Origin of the sequence: Delftia sp. WSY_22, from assembly GCF_043104185.1 — a bacterium.
GTDB lineage: Bacteria > Pseudomonadota > Gammaproteobacteria > Burkholderiales > Burkholderiaceae_C > Comamonas > Comamonas tsuruhatensis.
This window is the reverse complement of record NZ_JBICKN010000006.1, coordinates 517,803-531,626: the sequence shown is the minus strand read 5'-3', so window position 1 is coordinate 531,626 and position 13,824 is coordinate 517,803. Positions and strand designations below refer to the sequence as shown.

Genomic DNA, 13,824 nt, shown 5'->3' with positions numbered 1-13,824 from the left:
CAAGGCTTGCGGCGCCTCAGCGCGCCGCCTTGTCCAGCGCCGATTCCTTGAGCCGGCTGGGCGCCAGGGCGCCGGCCGATTCCAGGATGGGATAGGCCACAGAGCAAAGCAGCGAGTTGATGCGCTTGAGGTCGCTGATGAGGTCGATGTGCAGCGAGCTGGTCTCTATGCTGGAGACGGTGTTGTCGGACAGGCGGGCCAGGTGGGTGGCCGAGTAGGCCAGTTCCAGATCGCGAAAGCGCGCCTTTTCCTCCAGCAGCTTCTGGGCCTCGCGCACATTGCCGTTGAGAAAGACGCTCATGGCCAGGCGCAGATTGTCCAGCAGGTGGTGCAGCAGCTCGCGGATCTCCTGCGTGCCGGCCTCGGAAAACTGGCGGCCCTTCTTGATCTTCTTGTCCTCGATGTCCAGCAGCACGCGCTCGATGATGTCCCCGATCTGCTCCATGTTGATGGTGAAGCTGATGATTTCGGTCCAGCGCTGGCCCTCGCGTTCGTCGAGTTCGGCGCGCGAGATCTTGGTCATGTAGTACTTGATGGCCGAGTACAGGTCGTCCACCGTGCCTTCGAGTTCGCGCAGCTCCTGGGACAGCTTGAGGTCGTCGGTCTCCAGCACGCGCTGCATGCCGATCAGCATGGACTCGACCATGTCGGCCTGGTGCAGGGCCTCGCGCGCGGCGCAGGAAATGGCCAGCGACGGCGTGCTCAGCGCCGACGGGTCCAGGTGGCGCGGGCGCAGCAGGCTGGTGGAACTGGCCTCGGGCTTGGGCAGCAGGGCCGTCACCCAGCGCGCCACGGTCTGCGTCAGGCCGATGAAGCACAGGCTGTTGAAGATGTTGAAGGCCAGGTGGAACAGCACGATGTTCCGGCCCTTGCCGTCGATCAGCGGCATCACATAGGTGGCCCACAGCCCCAGGAAGGGCGCCACGATGGCCACGCCCATGATCTTGAACAGCATGTTGCCGATGGTGACCTGGCGCACCTCCACGCTGGACTTGGCCGTGGTCAGCACGGCCACCAGGCCGCTGCCGATGTTGGCACCCAGCGTCAGGCCCAGCGCCACTTCCATGGGAATCGCGCCCGAGCTGGCCATGGCCGCGATCAGCAGCACGATGGCCAGGCTGGAATAGGCCATCACGGCCAGCAGTGCACCCAGCAGCAGCTCCATGAAGATGTCGCTGGTGACAGAGGCCAGCAGGGTGCGCACGGCGGGGGCTTCCAGCAGCGGCTCGGTGGCATCGACCACCAGGCGCAGGGCCAGCAGCATCACGCCCAGGCCGATGAGCACGCGGCCTATGCGCCCGGCCGTGGTGTCCTGGCGCGTGATGAACAGCACCACGCCGACAAAGATGAACAGCGGCGACAGCCAGGACAGGTCGGTGGAGAACAGCACGGCCATCAGCGCCGTGCCCACGTCGGCGCCGCGCATCACGGCCAGCGCGGCCGGCAGCGAGATCAGGCCCTGGCCCACGAAGGCCGAGGTCATCAGCGAGGTCGCCGTGCTCGACTGCACCAGCGCAGTCACGCCCAGGCCGGACAGCGCGGCCGAGAAGCGGTTGCTCATGCTGTGGGCGAGCAGGTTGCGCAGGTTGGCGCCGAACACCCGCAGCACGCCGGTGCGGACCATGTGCGTGCCCCAGACCAGCAGGGCGATGGCGGCCAGTAGATTGAGTAAGTGCTTCATGTGCTGTGAGCGGAGAAGCGGACCAATATAACCCCGGTCCCGGCTTGCGCGCAGGAGAGTCGGCCGCATGAGCGCACAGTTTGGTGCGAAATAAGGAAAATTGTAGAAATAAAACGAATCGAAAAGAATTTCGGTTGACCCAAAACGCACTCAGGAAAACCCGAGGAAAACCCGCCGGCATGCAGCCGGTGGCCCCCTCAATGAAAAAGCCCCTCGCAAGAGGGGCTGGCGGCGGCTCCGGCTGCGGCAGGGATCAGGCGCCCTTGGCCCGCCGTGCGCGCAGCACCTCGTCCAGGATCAGCAGGGCCGCGCCCACGCTGATGGCGATGTCGGCCGCATTGAAGGCCGGAAAGTGCGAACGGCCCCAGTAGAAGTCCAGGAAGTCCACCACGTAGCCGTGCTGCAGGCGGTCCACCACGTTGCCGATGGCACCGCCCAGGATGCTGGCCAGCGAGAAGCAAAACAGCTTCTGCCCCGGATGCTTGCGCAACTGCCAGACGATGAGCAGCGTGGCCGCCGCGCCGATGCCCACGAACAGCCAGCGCTGCCAGCCACCGGCTCCAGCCAGGAACGAGAAGGCCGCCCCCGTGTTGTGGGCCCGCACGATATTGAAAAAGCCCGTGATCGGCGTCCAGTCGCCCAGCTGGTAGGCATCAAGGATCCACTGCTTGGTGAGCTGGTCGATGGCGATGATCGCCAGCGACCAGGCCAGCCAGGGCCAGATGCGGCGGCTGCGGGATTCGGGGACTGCGGCAAAGCTAGGGGTCATGGCAGCGCCTCGGTGGGATTACGCCTTGCGGCGCTCTTCGCCGGCACCGTGCAGGTTGCTGTCGCAACGGCCGCACAGGCTGGGGTGCTCGGGGTTGATGCCCACGTCGGCACGGTAATGCCAGCAGCGGTCGCACTTGGCATGGCTGCTGGGTGTGACGGCGGCCTGCAGCGTCTCGCCCGCCAGGGCCTCGGCGGCCGAGGTGATGAAGACGAACTTCAGGTCGTCGCCCAGGCTTTGCAGCAGGGCCAGGTCTTCGGGCTGCGCCGAGACACGGACTTCGGCCTGCAGCGAGGAGCCGACCCGGCCCTCGGCGCGCACGGCCTCGATGTCCTTGTTCACCACGTCGCGGATCTCGCGCAGGCGGGCCCACTTGGCCAGCAGGGCCTCGTCGCCGGCCGGCAGGTCGGTGTAGGTCTCCAGGAAGATGGACTCGCTGTTGCCGAAGACCTTCCAGGCCTCTTCGGCCGTGAAGGACAGGAAGGGCGCCATCCAGCGCAGCATGGCGTGCGTGATCTGGTGCAGGGCGGTCTGGGCGCTGCGGCGGGCCAGGCTCTTGGGCGCGCTGGTATACAGGCGGTCCTTGAGCACGTCCAGGTAGAAGCCGCCCAGGTCTTCCGAGCAGAACAGCTGCAGCTTGGCCACCACGGGGTGGAATTCATAGACCTTGTAGTGGGCCAGCACCTCGGCCTGGAACTGGGCCGCGCGGGCCAGGGCCCAGCGGTCGATCTCCAGCAGCTCTTCGGTGGCAACCGAGTCTTTCGCCGCGTCGAAGTCGCTGACGTTGGCCAGCAGGAAGCGCAGCGTGTTGCGGATGCGGCGGTAGGCGTCCACCACGCGGGCCAGGATCTTGTCGTCGATGCCCAGGTCGCCCGAGTAGTCGGTCGAGGCCACCCACAGGCGGATGATCTCGGCGCCCATCTTGTTGCTCACGTCCTGCGGGGCGACGGTGTTGCCCAGCGACTTGGACATCTTCTTGCCCTGGCCGTCCACGGTGAAGCCGTGGGTCAGCAGGCCGCGGTAGGGCGCGCGCCCGAAGATGGCCGAGGCCAGCAGCAGCGACGAATGGAACCAGCCGCGGTGCTGGTCATGGCCTTCCAGGTAAAGGTCGGCCTCGGGGCCCTGGTCGTGGTGCATGTCGGCGTGCGTGCCGCGCATCACATGCCAGAAGGTGGAGCCGGAGTCGAACCAGACTTCGAGGATGTCGGTGCTCTTGGTGTAGTGCACGGCTTCCTCGGCGCCCAGGATGTCCTCGGCCGTCACGCGGCTCCAGGCCTCGATGCCGCCTTGCTCGACCATGGCGGCGGCCTGGTCGATGATCTCCATGGTGCGCGGATGCAGTTCGCCGCTGTCCTTGTGCAGGAAGAAGGGCAGGGGCACGCCCCAGCTGCGCTGGCGCGAGATGCACCAGTCGGGCCGGCCGGCGATCATGTCGCGCAGGCGGGTCTTGCCGTTCTCCGGGTAGAACTGGGTGTGCTCGATGGCTTCCAGCGCGATCTGGCGCAGCGTCTGCGCGGGCTTGTCACCGGGCTTGGTGAACACGCCCTCGCCCTCATCCATGCGGATAAACCACTGGGCGGCGGCGCGGTAGATCACCGGCGTCTTGTGGCGCCAGCAGTGCGGGTAGCTGTGGGTGATGGTCGTGGTATCCAGCAGGCGGTCGCCCAGCTTGAGCGCATCGATGATGACGGGGACGGCCTTCCAGATGTGCTGGCCGCCGAACAGCGGCAGCTCGGGTGCGTAGACGCCGTTGCCCTGCACGGGGCTCAGGATGTCATCGCGCGTCATGCCGTTGTTCATGCAGCTGTTGAAGTCGTCCACGCCGTAGGCGGGGGCCGAGTGCACGATGCCGGTGCCGTCATCGGCCGTGGCGTAGTCGGCCAGGAACACGGGCGAGACGCGGTCAAAGCCCTTGTCCACGTGGGCCAGCGGGTGCTTGAACTGCAGGTGGTCCAGCTTCCTTCCCACGGCGGTGGCAAGGACCTGGCCTTCGAGCTTCCAGCGTGCCAGGCATTTGTCGACCAGGGCGGAGGCCACGATCAGCAGGCCGCGCTCGGTATCCACCAGGCTGTATTCCAGCTCGGGGTTGACGTTGAGCGCCTGGTTGGCGGGGATGGTCCAGGCCGTCGTCGTCCAGATGACGATGAAGGCGGGCTTGGCCAGCGAGGTCAGCCCGAAGGCGGCCGCCAGCCTGTCGGGCTCGGCCGTGGGGAACATCACGTCCAGCGTCTGGCTTTGCTTGTCGGCGTACTCGATCTCGAACTCGGCCAGCGAGGAGCCGCAGTCAAAGCACCAGTACACCGGCTTGAGGCCGCGGTAGACGAAGCCGCGCTCCATGACGCGCTTCAAGGCGCGCAGCTCGGCGGCCTCGTTGGCGTAGTTCATGGTCTTGTAGGGATGGTCCCAGTCGCCGAGCACGCCCAGGCGCTTGAAGTCCACCATCTGCTGGGCGATCTGCTCGGTGGCGAATGCACGGCTCTTGGCCTGCATCTCGTCGCGCGGCAGATTGCGGCCATGCAGCTTCTCGATGGCGTTCTCGATGGGCAGGCCGTGGCAGTCCCAGCCCGGCACGTACATGGCGTCGAAGCCCTCGAGCTGGCGGCTCTTGACGATCATGTCCTTGAGCGCCTTGTTCACCGCATGGCCGATGTGGATCTTGCCGTTGGCGTAGGGCGGGCCGTCGTGCAGGATGAACTTGGGCGCACCGTGGCGCGCATCGCGCAGCTTCTTGTAGATGCCCTTGTCCTCCCATTCCTGGACCCAGCCCGGCTCGCGCTTGGGCAGATCGCCGCGCATGGGGAAGGGCGTGTCGGGCATGTTCAGCGTGGCGCGATAGCCCGCATTGGCGTTGGGAGAGACTTTCGAATCAGACATGGAGAACCTTGAAAGCAGGCCAGAGCCCGGACCGTCTGGTCCAGGCACGGGAAAAAGGGGAGGAAGCCTGGTGCGCACCCGCGCCCGGGCAGGTGACGGAGATCGTCAAATTCGGTCGCGCGTGGTCTGGCGACGGGTCTCGGTGTAGATGGGTGTGTGGATGGTGGCGAAGAACGCGCGCGCGTCATCGCAGTCCTTGGCGATGCCGGCGGTGAGGGCGTCGAGACTGTCGTACTTCAGCTCGTCGTGCAGTTTGTGCAGAAGTTCCACGCGGATGATTTTACCGTAGGCCTCTTCGCCACCCGGCGCGCCGGGCCAATCGAGGCAGTGGGTTTCCAGCAGGACGCGCCCGCCGTTGACATCCTTCGGGTCCAGGGAAGGGCGCACACCGAGGTTGGCCACGCCGCGCAGAGGACGCTCATGCAGTCCGTGGACCAGTACCGCGAAGATGCCGCTGGCCGCGGGCTTCCAATGGTTGAAGCGCAGGTTCAGCGTTCGAAAGCCGTCGCCCGCGCCCTGGCGGCTTTCGGCCAGGCTGCGGCCCAGCTTGCGCCCGTGGACCACATGGCCGGAGATGGTGTAGGGATGACCCAGCAGCCGCGCCGCATCCTGCATGCGCCCCTCGGCCAGGGCGCAGCGCACATGGGTGCTGGACACGCGCAGGCCATGCACTTCGTAGCTGTTCATGCGGGCTACGTCAAAGCCCTGGCGCTGGCCTGCCGCGTCCAGCATGGCGTAGTCGCCCGCGCGCTGGGCGCCGAAGCGGAAATCGTCGCCGACCAGCACGTATTTCGCGCCCAGGCCGGCCACCAGCACCTCATCGATGAAGGCCTGGGGCGCATGGCTGGCCAGCGCCCGGTTGAAGGGCAGCACCACGGTCTGGTCCACGCCGCAGCGCTGCAGCTCCGACAGCTTGTCGCGCAGCGTGCCTATGCGCGCCGGCGCGATCTCGGGCCGGCCCAGGGCCTGGGCGAAGTAGTCGCGCGGATGGGGCTCGAAGGTCAGCACGCAGGTGGGCACGCCACGCTGGGCAGCTTCAGCCGACAGCAGGGCCAGCATGGCCTGGTGACCCCGGTGAACACCATCGAAATTGCCGATGGTGACGGCGCAGGCCGGTTCTCGCCCTGGATGGTTGAAGCCTCGAAAAATCTTCATGGGACGCTTTGTTTTCAATAGCGGCTGGCACGCGCGCAGCCAGCGCAGGCTGTCAATCCGACACGGAAACAGAGTATATTGCCTCGATAAGGCCTGCCTTGCAGGCCCTGTGCACTGGCTGCATTCCCGTTCACCTTGGTGTCAGAGGAGGCGTGTCGTGAAGGTCTTGAAGCTGTCGGCCCAAGGGCTGCCCCAATCCTGGATTACGCTGGAGCAGGCGGCGCTGCATTACGCGGCGGACGATGTGCGCTGGGAGTCCGGCGGGGAAGTCGCCTGTTTCCGCGGTGGCCACAATGCCGTCACGGGCTGCCAGTCGGTCATCCACATCAACAGCATCATCGGCACGCGCGGTGCGCCCTCCATCAATCCGCACAGCCTGCAGCCGGGCCTGACCAACGGCAAGCTGTTCGCACGCGACCGCTGCATCTGCGCCTACTGCGGCCGGGTCTTCCATGAAAACGACCTCACGCGCGAACACATCGTGCCCATCTCCGCAGGCGGCGGCCATCACTGGATGAATCTGGTGACTGCCTGCCGTTCCTGCAACCACCGCAAGGGCGCCCGCACGCCTGAACAGGCGCGCATGCCCCTGCTCTACACGCCCTATGTACCCAGCCTCTGGGAAGACTTCATCCTGCGCAACCGGCGGATTCTGGCGGACCAGATGGAGTTTCTGCTTCTGCATGTGCCCAGAAGCTCGCGCTGGGCGCGCGATAGCCTCGTCGGGGACGGTGGGGCGCCCACGCACGAGGTGGCGTGGGCTTGATGAGAACTGTCAGGCAGCGGTCTTGGTTGCGGTCACGACGAAGCCCTGAACCGGTTGCCCGCCTTCCTGCCGCAGCACCAGTTCCTCGGTCGATACGCTGAAGCCCGCTTGCTTGCACCGTGCTTCGATATGGCTGCGCTTGTGGGCGTAGCGCTCGCTGGGCTGAAGAATGAGGTCCGGGCCATCTTCCGGAGCTGTTTCGCATGAGAAGATGAACTCGCCGCCGGTCTTGAGAATGCGTGCCGCATTGGGGATGACCGGCTGAGAGTCACCGATGTAGACCAGCACATCCAGGCAGGTGATCACATCGTATTCCTGGTCTGGTGTATTGCTCAACGCATCCAGCAGGTTGACATGGTGAAAACGGTCATAGACGCCATGCTTGGCTGCCTGCTCGATCATCTTGAGAGAGCTGTCCACACCAATCAGATAACCTTGCATGGGGCCAAGGCAAAGCCCCAGCAAGCCCGTGCCACATCCCAGGTCGAGCACATTGACATCTTTTTCCGGATGACGTGCAGTCAATTGCTGCGCAACAAGTTTGGGCAGTTGGTAGCCCAATCCCTGGACCAGATGCTGGTCAAACTTGTCCGCCATATTGTCGAACAAGGTCCGGTGCATTTCCTCTGGCAGATGCGCCGGAGTCGTTCCCTTTGCCAATGCCGCGTAATATGCCAGGGTGGCATCTTCCGGGAATTGCTCTTCCAGTATCCGGATGTCACCCAGGGCATCCGAGGCCTGACCGTGCGCCACGATGTGCTTGATCCGCCCCATTCTGAATTGCGGCTGCTGAGGATGCTCTTCCACCAATGCATTCCACATCTGCAATGCTTGCGCATGCTCCCCAAGGTTGCCCAGATCGCTGGCCAGATGCTGGCGCAGCGTGGCATCACCCGCATGCATTTCTAGGCCTCGACGCAGGTGCCTGACGGCCATCTGCAGATTCCCGGCACGGTGCGCAATATCGATCACGCCAGCGAGCACCTGGGAATTTTGGGGCTCAATGCGGGACACCTTTTCTGCCAGTTCAATGGCTGAATCGAACTGACCATGCCTTGCGCGAAAGAGTGCTGTCTCCAGCAGGCCCGGCCCCCACATGGGTGCCAGCTCAAGGCATCTTGCGAAGGCTTCTTCGGCCTTGGCGTGGTTCCCGGCCTTTTCAGCCATCAGTCCGCCCAACATGAAGACGCGAGCGTCACCAGGCACTTGGCGGTGAGCCTTGTTCAGAGTCTGGGCGGCTTTTTGCAGGTCGCCTTTCGCGATCTGCTGGCGAGCCATTTCCAGGTGCTTGCGGTTGATATCGGCGGGGATGGAAGTAGCGCTCATGGACAGGTGTGTGTTTATGGCCAGGATGAGGCGGGCCTTGATGGCGGCAAATGCCGACAGGCCACGCCAGTGGCGAACTTTTCATTATCGTGGATTCTTCGCCGCATCATGTTTCAAGCCGCTGTCTGCAAGGTTTTGGACTGCGCAGCGGGAGCGGGATGCGGCGGCAGCGTGAGCGTGAAGCTCGTGCCGCCCTCCGGTGAAGGTGCCGCCTGTATGTCGCCGCCATGCAGTCGCGCAATGCGTCGGGCGACCCACAGGCCCAGGCCGAAGCCGCGGGCCTGGTCGGAGCGGTGGCCGCGCTCGAAGCGCTCGAAGATGCGCAGCGCCAGCTCGGGCGCCAGGCCTGGGCCCTGGTCGCTGACGGTGAGTTCCAGCTGACCACGGTCGTCGGTGCGCGCACGCACGGTGATTTCTCCGGCCTTGGCGTACTTCACGGCGTTGTCCACGAGGTTGGACAGTGCGATGCGGATGAGCGTGGAGTCGCACTCCCAGATGGCGGGCGCCTGCGCGCTGTCCAGGCGCAGACGGTGGCGGCGAGACCAGTGCACGAGCTGCGCGGCATCATCGACCAGCTCCATGACGGGAGCGCGGTGCAACTGCAGCCTGAAGGCGGGAGCGTCCAGGCGGTCGCTGATCAGGCAGTTGTCCACCAGGGCCGTGAGGCGTCTGCAGGCGCGCCGGATCTGGGCGGCGCGTTCGAGCTGGGAGTCGATGTCGGGGGAGGGAAAGGAAAGTTGCTCGGTGGCGGCACTGTCCACCACGGCCAGCGGCGTGCGGAACTCATGGTTGACCATGTTGAAGAACTGCCGCTGCTCCAGTCGCAGCGTGCGTTCGCTGTGCAGCGCCGCCTGCAGCGCGTTCTGCGCCCGCAGCAGCTCGGCCGTGCGCAGCCGCACGCGCTCTTCCAGCGCATGCTCGGATTTGGCCAGGGATTCGAGCAGTTGTGCCTGGCGTGCCATGGAGTCCCGGAATTTCTGGATCAGGCTGGCGCCGACGGCCACGGTGATCACGATGTTGACCAGCAAGGTGTTGAGCTGCCAGAAAACGCTGGTCTCTATGGTGGGCAGGCTGGCAAGGCCCACATAGGCTGCCGTCACATACAGTCCCATGAGCCCGTACATGGTGCTGGGAACGACCATCAGCACATGGACCAGGCTGGCACGATCGCGCAGCAGATTGCTCCATGCGACCACCGCAAACAGCGCGCTGATGGCCCAGGGCGCGCCGACCCCTATCCAGGCCCAGTCCTGGTAGCGGCCGAGCGGGATGCTTGGCAGGCACAGCAACGGGATGATTCCCAGGGCGAGCAGGGCCCGGTCCATGCGCCGCCAGCGTGTGTCGCGGGTCAGCAGCTCGCGCATCTGCCAGGCCAGGGCGGCGGGAAGCATCAGGGTGCCAAGGCTGACGCACAGATGGCCCCAGTGCGCCAGATGGTCGGGCAGCCAGATCTGCAGGTAGCCCCGGTCGCTGGCGCCATGGATCAGTACGGCGATGGCTGCCACGGCCATGGCGGCCAGTTTGCGCAACCGCAAGGCCAGGGCTGCCCCGATGATCAGCAGGGCCAGCATGAGGTTGATGCCCTGGTGGATGCCCGATGCCCATTCCACGGCCGAGAACTGCGTCATCAGACCGCTGCTGCGCCAGATCGTGGCGTCCAGCTGCATGGGGCTTGAGGTCTGCACGCGCAGGATGAAGGGCTGGTCCGTGTACAGCGGAAACACGAGCTGGCGCACATGGACCCGTGGTTCGCCGGTTGCCGTATCGCCGCTGCTGCGCATGCGCCAGGCGCCGTCCATGTACTGGTACAGCGCGACCTGGTCCAGGTAGCTGGGCAGGATCTCCAGCCACAGAGGGTCCTGCTCGGGGTCGATCTTCCCGGCCGCGATATAGGGAGCCTGCACCTTGAGCCAATACACATCGCGCGTGTAGCCCTTGTTCAGCGGTGTGTCGAGCGCGGTGAAGTCCGTATCGGGCAGGGCTGCCACCTGGTCGATGGTGAGGCTGCCCTGCGCATCGACAAGCGCCAGCATGGGCAGGTCCGTGCCCAGCTGCAGGCGCTTGGCTGGAAGGGACTGCCAGGCCGGACTGAGGATGAAGCAGACCACCAGCACCAGCGAAAACACCAGCCAGCCCGGCAGCGCCAGACGGTTCAGGACACGCAGCAGGTTCAGGATACGCATGGCGAGGCGGGCTGTGTTGCAGCTGTGGCAAGGCCGCTGTCTTCGGGAATGCTGCAGGGCAGCGTCAGCGTGAAGCAGGTGCCTCCGCCCGCAGCTGGCGTGACCTGCACATCGCCGCCATGCATCTGGGCCACGCGCCGGGCCACCCACAGGCCCAGGCCGAAGCCTCGGGTCTGGTCCGAGCGCTCTCCGCGCTCGTGCAGCTCGAAGATGCGCTGCGCCAACTCGGGCGCCAGGCCAGGGCCCTCGTCGCTGACGGTGAGCTCCAGCCGGCCCTGCCTGTCCAGGCGGGCACACACGGCGATTTCGCCGGCCTGGGCGTATTTCACGGCGTTGTCCACGAGGTTGGACAGGGCGATGCGCACCAGCGTGGGATCGCACTGCCAGGAGGCGGGGATGCCGGCAGTCTCCAGCCTCAGATGATGGCGGCGCGACCAGTGCACGAGCTGTACGGCATCGTCGATCAGGTCCGTCACCGGAACCCGGTCGAGCTGCAGCCGGAACGCAGGCGCGTCCAGGCGGTCGCTGACCAGGCAGTTGTCCACCAGGGCCGTGAGGCGCCTGCAGGCACGCCGGATCTGGGCGGCCCGCTCCAGTTGGGAGTCGATGTCGGTGGACGGAAAGGTCAACTGCTCCGTGGCCGCGCTGTCCACCACGGCCAGCGGCGTGCGGAATTCATGGTTGACCATGTTGAAGAACTGGCGCTGCTCTAGCCGCAGGGTGCGTTCGCCGTGCAGCGCGGCCTGCAGCGCGTTCTGTGCATGCAGCAGCTCGGCCGTGCGTGTGCGTACCCGGCCTTCGAGCGCGTGCTCGGAGCGGGCCAATGACTCCACCAGTTGCGCCTGCCTGTCCATGGAGTTCTGGAATTTCTCGACCAGGCTGGCGCCCACGGCAATGATGATGAGGATGTACAGCAGCAGCGATTCCAGTTGCCAGTACATGCCGGCTTCGATGTCGGAGGACACCAGCCCCGTGAACGCTGCAGCCACGTGGATGCCCATGACCGCATGCAGCGTGTAGGGAATCAGCACCAGCAGGTTGACGATGCTGGGGCCCTGGCGGAGCAGGTTCTTCCAGGCCACCAGAGCGCTCAGCATGCTGGCCATCCAGGGGACGCTGACTCCGAGCCAGGCCCATTGCGTGTAGTGCCCCATGGGAATGCTGAGCAAGGCCAGCAGCGGCGCCAAGGTCAGCAGCACCAGCATGCGGTCGATGCGGCGCCAGATCGTGCCGCGCGTCAAGGTCTCGCGTGCCTGCCAGGCAAAGGCGGCAGGCAGCAGGAAGACGCCCACGCTCACCCAGATATCCGCATGCGGCGCCCAGGGCTCGGGCAGCCACAGCTGGGCATAGCCGCGCACATTGGCGTTGTGGGTCAGAACCACGAACGCCAGCAGCGTCATGGCCATCAGGCTGCGCATGCGAAGGGCCAGGGCTGCGCCGGCGATCAGCAAGGTCAGCACCAGGTTCACGCCCTGGTGCACCCCCGAGGCCCACTCCACGCTGGACAGCCAGGCCATCAGCCCCGTGCTGCGCCAGACCGTGGCGTACAGCTGCATGGCGCTGCTGGTCTCGATGCGCAGCACAAAGGGCTGGCCGGCGCGCAGTGGAAACACCAGCTGGCGCACATGGATGCGCTGGGCCATGGGCACCGTGTCGCCGCTTTCGCGTGCCTGCCACAGGCCATTCGCCTGCTGGTAGAGCGTGACCCTGTCCAGATAGGTGGGCGTGATCTCCAGCCACAGCGGATCATTGCCGGCCAGCGCACTGGCGGGTGCGAGGGCAGGCATGGCAACCCTCACCCAGTAAGCCTGGCGGGTATAGCCCTCGTTCAGAGGCGTGCGCCGGGTTTCGAAGGCATCATCGGGCAGGGCCGCGACCTGTTCAATGGTCATGCTGCGGCCCGCATCGGCAAGCACCTGCATCGGCAGGTCCTTGCCCAGACGCAGTCCCTTGTCAGGGGGAGACATGGTTGCCGGGCTCAGCACGAAAAATGCGAGCAGCCCGAGCGATACCGTGATCCATGCAATAAAAGTAAATTTTTGTGTGTTTCTCTGAACTGTGAGCATTCGAGAGTGTTCGTGCATGGCGGCGGACGTTCACCCCAATGAAAATCCGCGCACCAATAGGCAAACATCATGCAGCAGACACTAGAGCCATCGATCGAGTTCACCGTCGCCGTCGTAGAGGACGACGAGGATATTCGTATCAATGTGTGTCGATTTTTAACAAAGTCTGGCCTGCATGCCTGGGGCACGGATTCTGCAGAAGACTTCTACATAAAGCTACTGCGCGAGAAGGCAGATCTGGTCGTCGTCGACCTGGGTCTGCCCGGCGAGGACGGGCTGAGCCTGGTCAAGCGCCTGGCCGAGCAGGAGATCCCCGTGGTGGTGCTCACGGCACGCGGCGATCTGGACAGCCGCATTGCCGGCCTCAATGCTGGCGCCCTGCAGTACTTCGTCAAGCCCACCGACATGAACGAGCTGGTGGCCGGCATCCGCTCCCAGCTGCGCCGCAACACCGGTCAGCCGGGCAGGGCGTCCGCCCCATTCCTGACCTGGCGCCTTGACCCCCTGTCGGCCTGCATGGTCGCACCCAACCACCAGATCATTGCCCTGACCAGCCGCGAGCTGGAATTGCTCGGCTGCCTGATGGCCACCCCCGGGACCATGGTGTCCAAGCAGACCCTGATCGAGGCCATGGGCTATGCCGATGTGGATGACGGTTTTCACCGCATCGAATCGCAGCTGACGCGGCTTCGCCGCAAGACCCTGGATATCTCCGGGCTGGCCCTGCCGGTGAGGGCCGTGTTCGGCCGAGGGCTGGTGTTCGTGCCTTAGGCGCCTTTTTCTTCTCCATTTCAGCTTTTTGAACCGCAGCCGTCCGGGCATGCGGAAGGGATTCGTTCGCCCATTTTTTTGCTGCAAAAGCGCGTGCGCGTGCTTGGGCGGCTTGGTGCGGGCGGCGTGCGCAGGCGGGCGGCGTGGGCCGTCGGAGTTTTCAACCGTGATCAAACACACATGAAGAGAGGAATGGTATGGCGAGACAGAGTTTGCATATCCGGCCCACAGGG

General features: G+C 65.2%; 9 protein-coding genes. 2 read left to right on the top strand and 7 right to left on the bottom strand.

The features are described from left to right. Nucleotides 1-16: 16 nt before the first annotated feature. From ACF8NF_RS03005 to ACF8NF_RS02990, 4 genes are all read right to left on the bottom strand, one after another. Complete coding sequence (locus ACF8NF_RS03005; RefSeq protein WP_392450031.1) at nucleotides 17-1,681, bottom strand: Na/Pi cotransporter family protein; 1,665 nt, start codon at nucleotides 1,679-1,681, stop codon at nucleotides 17-19. A gap of 253 nt (nucleotides 1,682-1,934) precedes the next feature. Then, the gene (gene lspA, locus ACF8NF_RS03000; RefSeq protein ID WP_016445744.1) at nucleotides 1,935-2,450 is read right to left on the bottom strand and encodes a signal peptidase II; all 516 of its coding nucleotides are present in this window, start codon (nucleotides 2,448-2,450) and stop codon (nucleotides 1,935-1,937) included. 18 nt (nucleotides 2,451-2,468) lie between these two features. Continuing rightward, nucleotides 2,469-5,324 (bottom strand): isoleucine--tRNA ligase, encoded by a 2,856-nt coding sequence (gene ileS / locus ACF8NF_RS02995; RefSeq protein ID WP_047217419.1) that lies wholly within the window; start codon nucleotides 5,322-5,324, stop codon nucleotides 2,469-2,471. A gap of 105 nt (nucleotides 5,325-5,429) precedes the next feature. Next, the gene (locus ACF8NF_RS02990; RefSeq protein WP_392450029.1) at nucleotides 5,430-6,479 is read right to left on the bottom strand and encodes a bifunctional riboflavin kinase/FAD synthetase; all 1,050 of its coding nucleotides are present in this window, start codon (nucleotides 6,477-6,479) and stop codon (nucleotides 5,430-5,432) included. Nucleotides 6,480-6,636: 157 nt separating this feature from the next. Between ACF8NF_RS02990 and ACF8NF_RS02985 the strand changes: the two genes are divergently transcribed. Beyond that, complete coding sequence (locus tag ACF8NF_RS02985) at nucleotides 6,637-7,245, top strand: HNH endonuclease (protein ID WP_016445747.1); 609 nt, start codon at nucleotides 6,637-6,639, stop codon at nucleotides 7,243-7,245. A 9-nt stretch (nucleotides 7,246-7,254) separates the two neighbouring features. Here ACF8NF_RS02985 and ACF8NF_RS02980 read toward each other — a convergent pair whose 3' ends face one another. From ACF8NF_RS02980 to ACF8NF_RS02970, 3 genes are all read right to left on the bottom strand, one after another. Further along, nucleotides 7,255-8,571: a methyltransferase domain-containing protein gene (locus tag ACF8NF_RS02980; RefSeq protein WP_392450028.1), complete on the bottom strand. Its 1,317-nt coding sequence runs from the start codon at nucleotides 8,569-8,571 to the stop codon at nucleotides 7,255-7,257. Between the two features lie 113 nt (nucleotides 8,572-8,684). Then, nucleotides 8,685-10,754: an ATP-binding protein gene (locus tag ACF8NF_RS02975; protein ID WP_017405185.1), complete on the bottom strand. Its 2,070-nt coding sequence runs from the start codon at nucleotides 10,752-10,754 to the stop codon at nucleotides 8,685-8,687. Then, complete coding sequence (locus ACF8NF_RS02970) at nucleotides 10,742-12,721, bottom strand: ATP-binding protein (protein ID WP_392450027.1); 1,980 nt, start codon at nucleotides 12,719-12,721, stop codon at nucleotides 10,742-10,744. The genes ACF8NF_RS02975 and ACF8NF_RS02970 overlap by 13 nt, the downstream gene beginning before the upstream one ends. Nucleotides 12,722-12,889: 168 nt before the next feature. Here ACF8NF_RS02970 and ACF8NF_RS02965 point away from each other — a divergent pair, with 168 nt between their 5' ends. Continuing rightward, nucleotides 12,890-13,591: a response regulator transcription factor gene (locus ACF8NF_RS02965; RefSeq protein ID WP_016445751.1), complete on the top strand. Its 702-nt coding sequence runs from the start codon at nucleotides 12,890-12,892 to the stop codon at nucleotides 13,589-13,591. Nucleotides 13,592-13,824 lie beyond the last annotated feature (233 nt).

Excerpts from the sequence above, each read along its gene's own strand:
- ACF8NF_RS03005 (WP_392450031.1), bottom strand. The coding sequence starts at position 1,681 with ATGAAGCACTTACTCAATCTACTGGCCGCCATCGCCCTGCTGGTCTGG.
- lspA (WP_016445744.1), bottom strand. The coding sequence starts at position 2,450 with ATGACCCCTAGCTTTGCCGCAGTCCCCGAATCCCGCAGCCGCCGCATC.
- ileS (WP_047217419.1), bottom strand. The coding sequence starts at position 5,324 with ATGTCTGATTCGAAAGTCTCTCCCAACGCCAATGCGGGCTATCGCGCC.
- ACF8NF_RS02990 (WP_392450029.1), bottom strand. The coding sequence starts at position 6,479 with ATGAAGATTTTTCGAGGCTTCAACCATCCAGGGCGAGAACCGGCCTGC.
- ACF8NF_RS02980 (WP_392450028.1), bottom strand. The coding sequence starts at position 8,571 with ATGAGCGCTACTTCCATCCCCGCCGATATCAACCGCAAGCACCTGGAA.
- ACF8NF_RS02975 (WP_017405185.1), bottom strand. The coding sequence starts at position 10,754 with ATGCGTATCCTGAACCTGCTGCGTGTCCTGAACCGTCTGGCGCTGCCG.
- ACF8NF_RS02970 (WP_392450027.1), bottom strand. The coding sequence starts at position 12,721 with ATGTCTCCCCCTGACAAGGGACTGCGTCTGGGCAAGGACCTGCCGATG.
- ACF8NF_RS02965 (WP_016445751.1), top strand. The coding sequence starts at position 12,890 with ATGCAGCAGACACTAGAGCCATCGATCGAGTTCACCGTCGCCGTCGTA.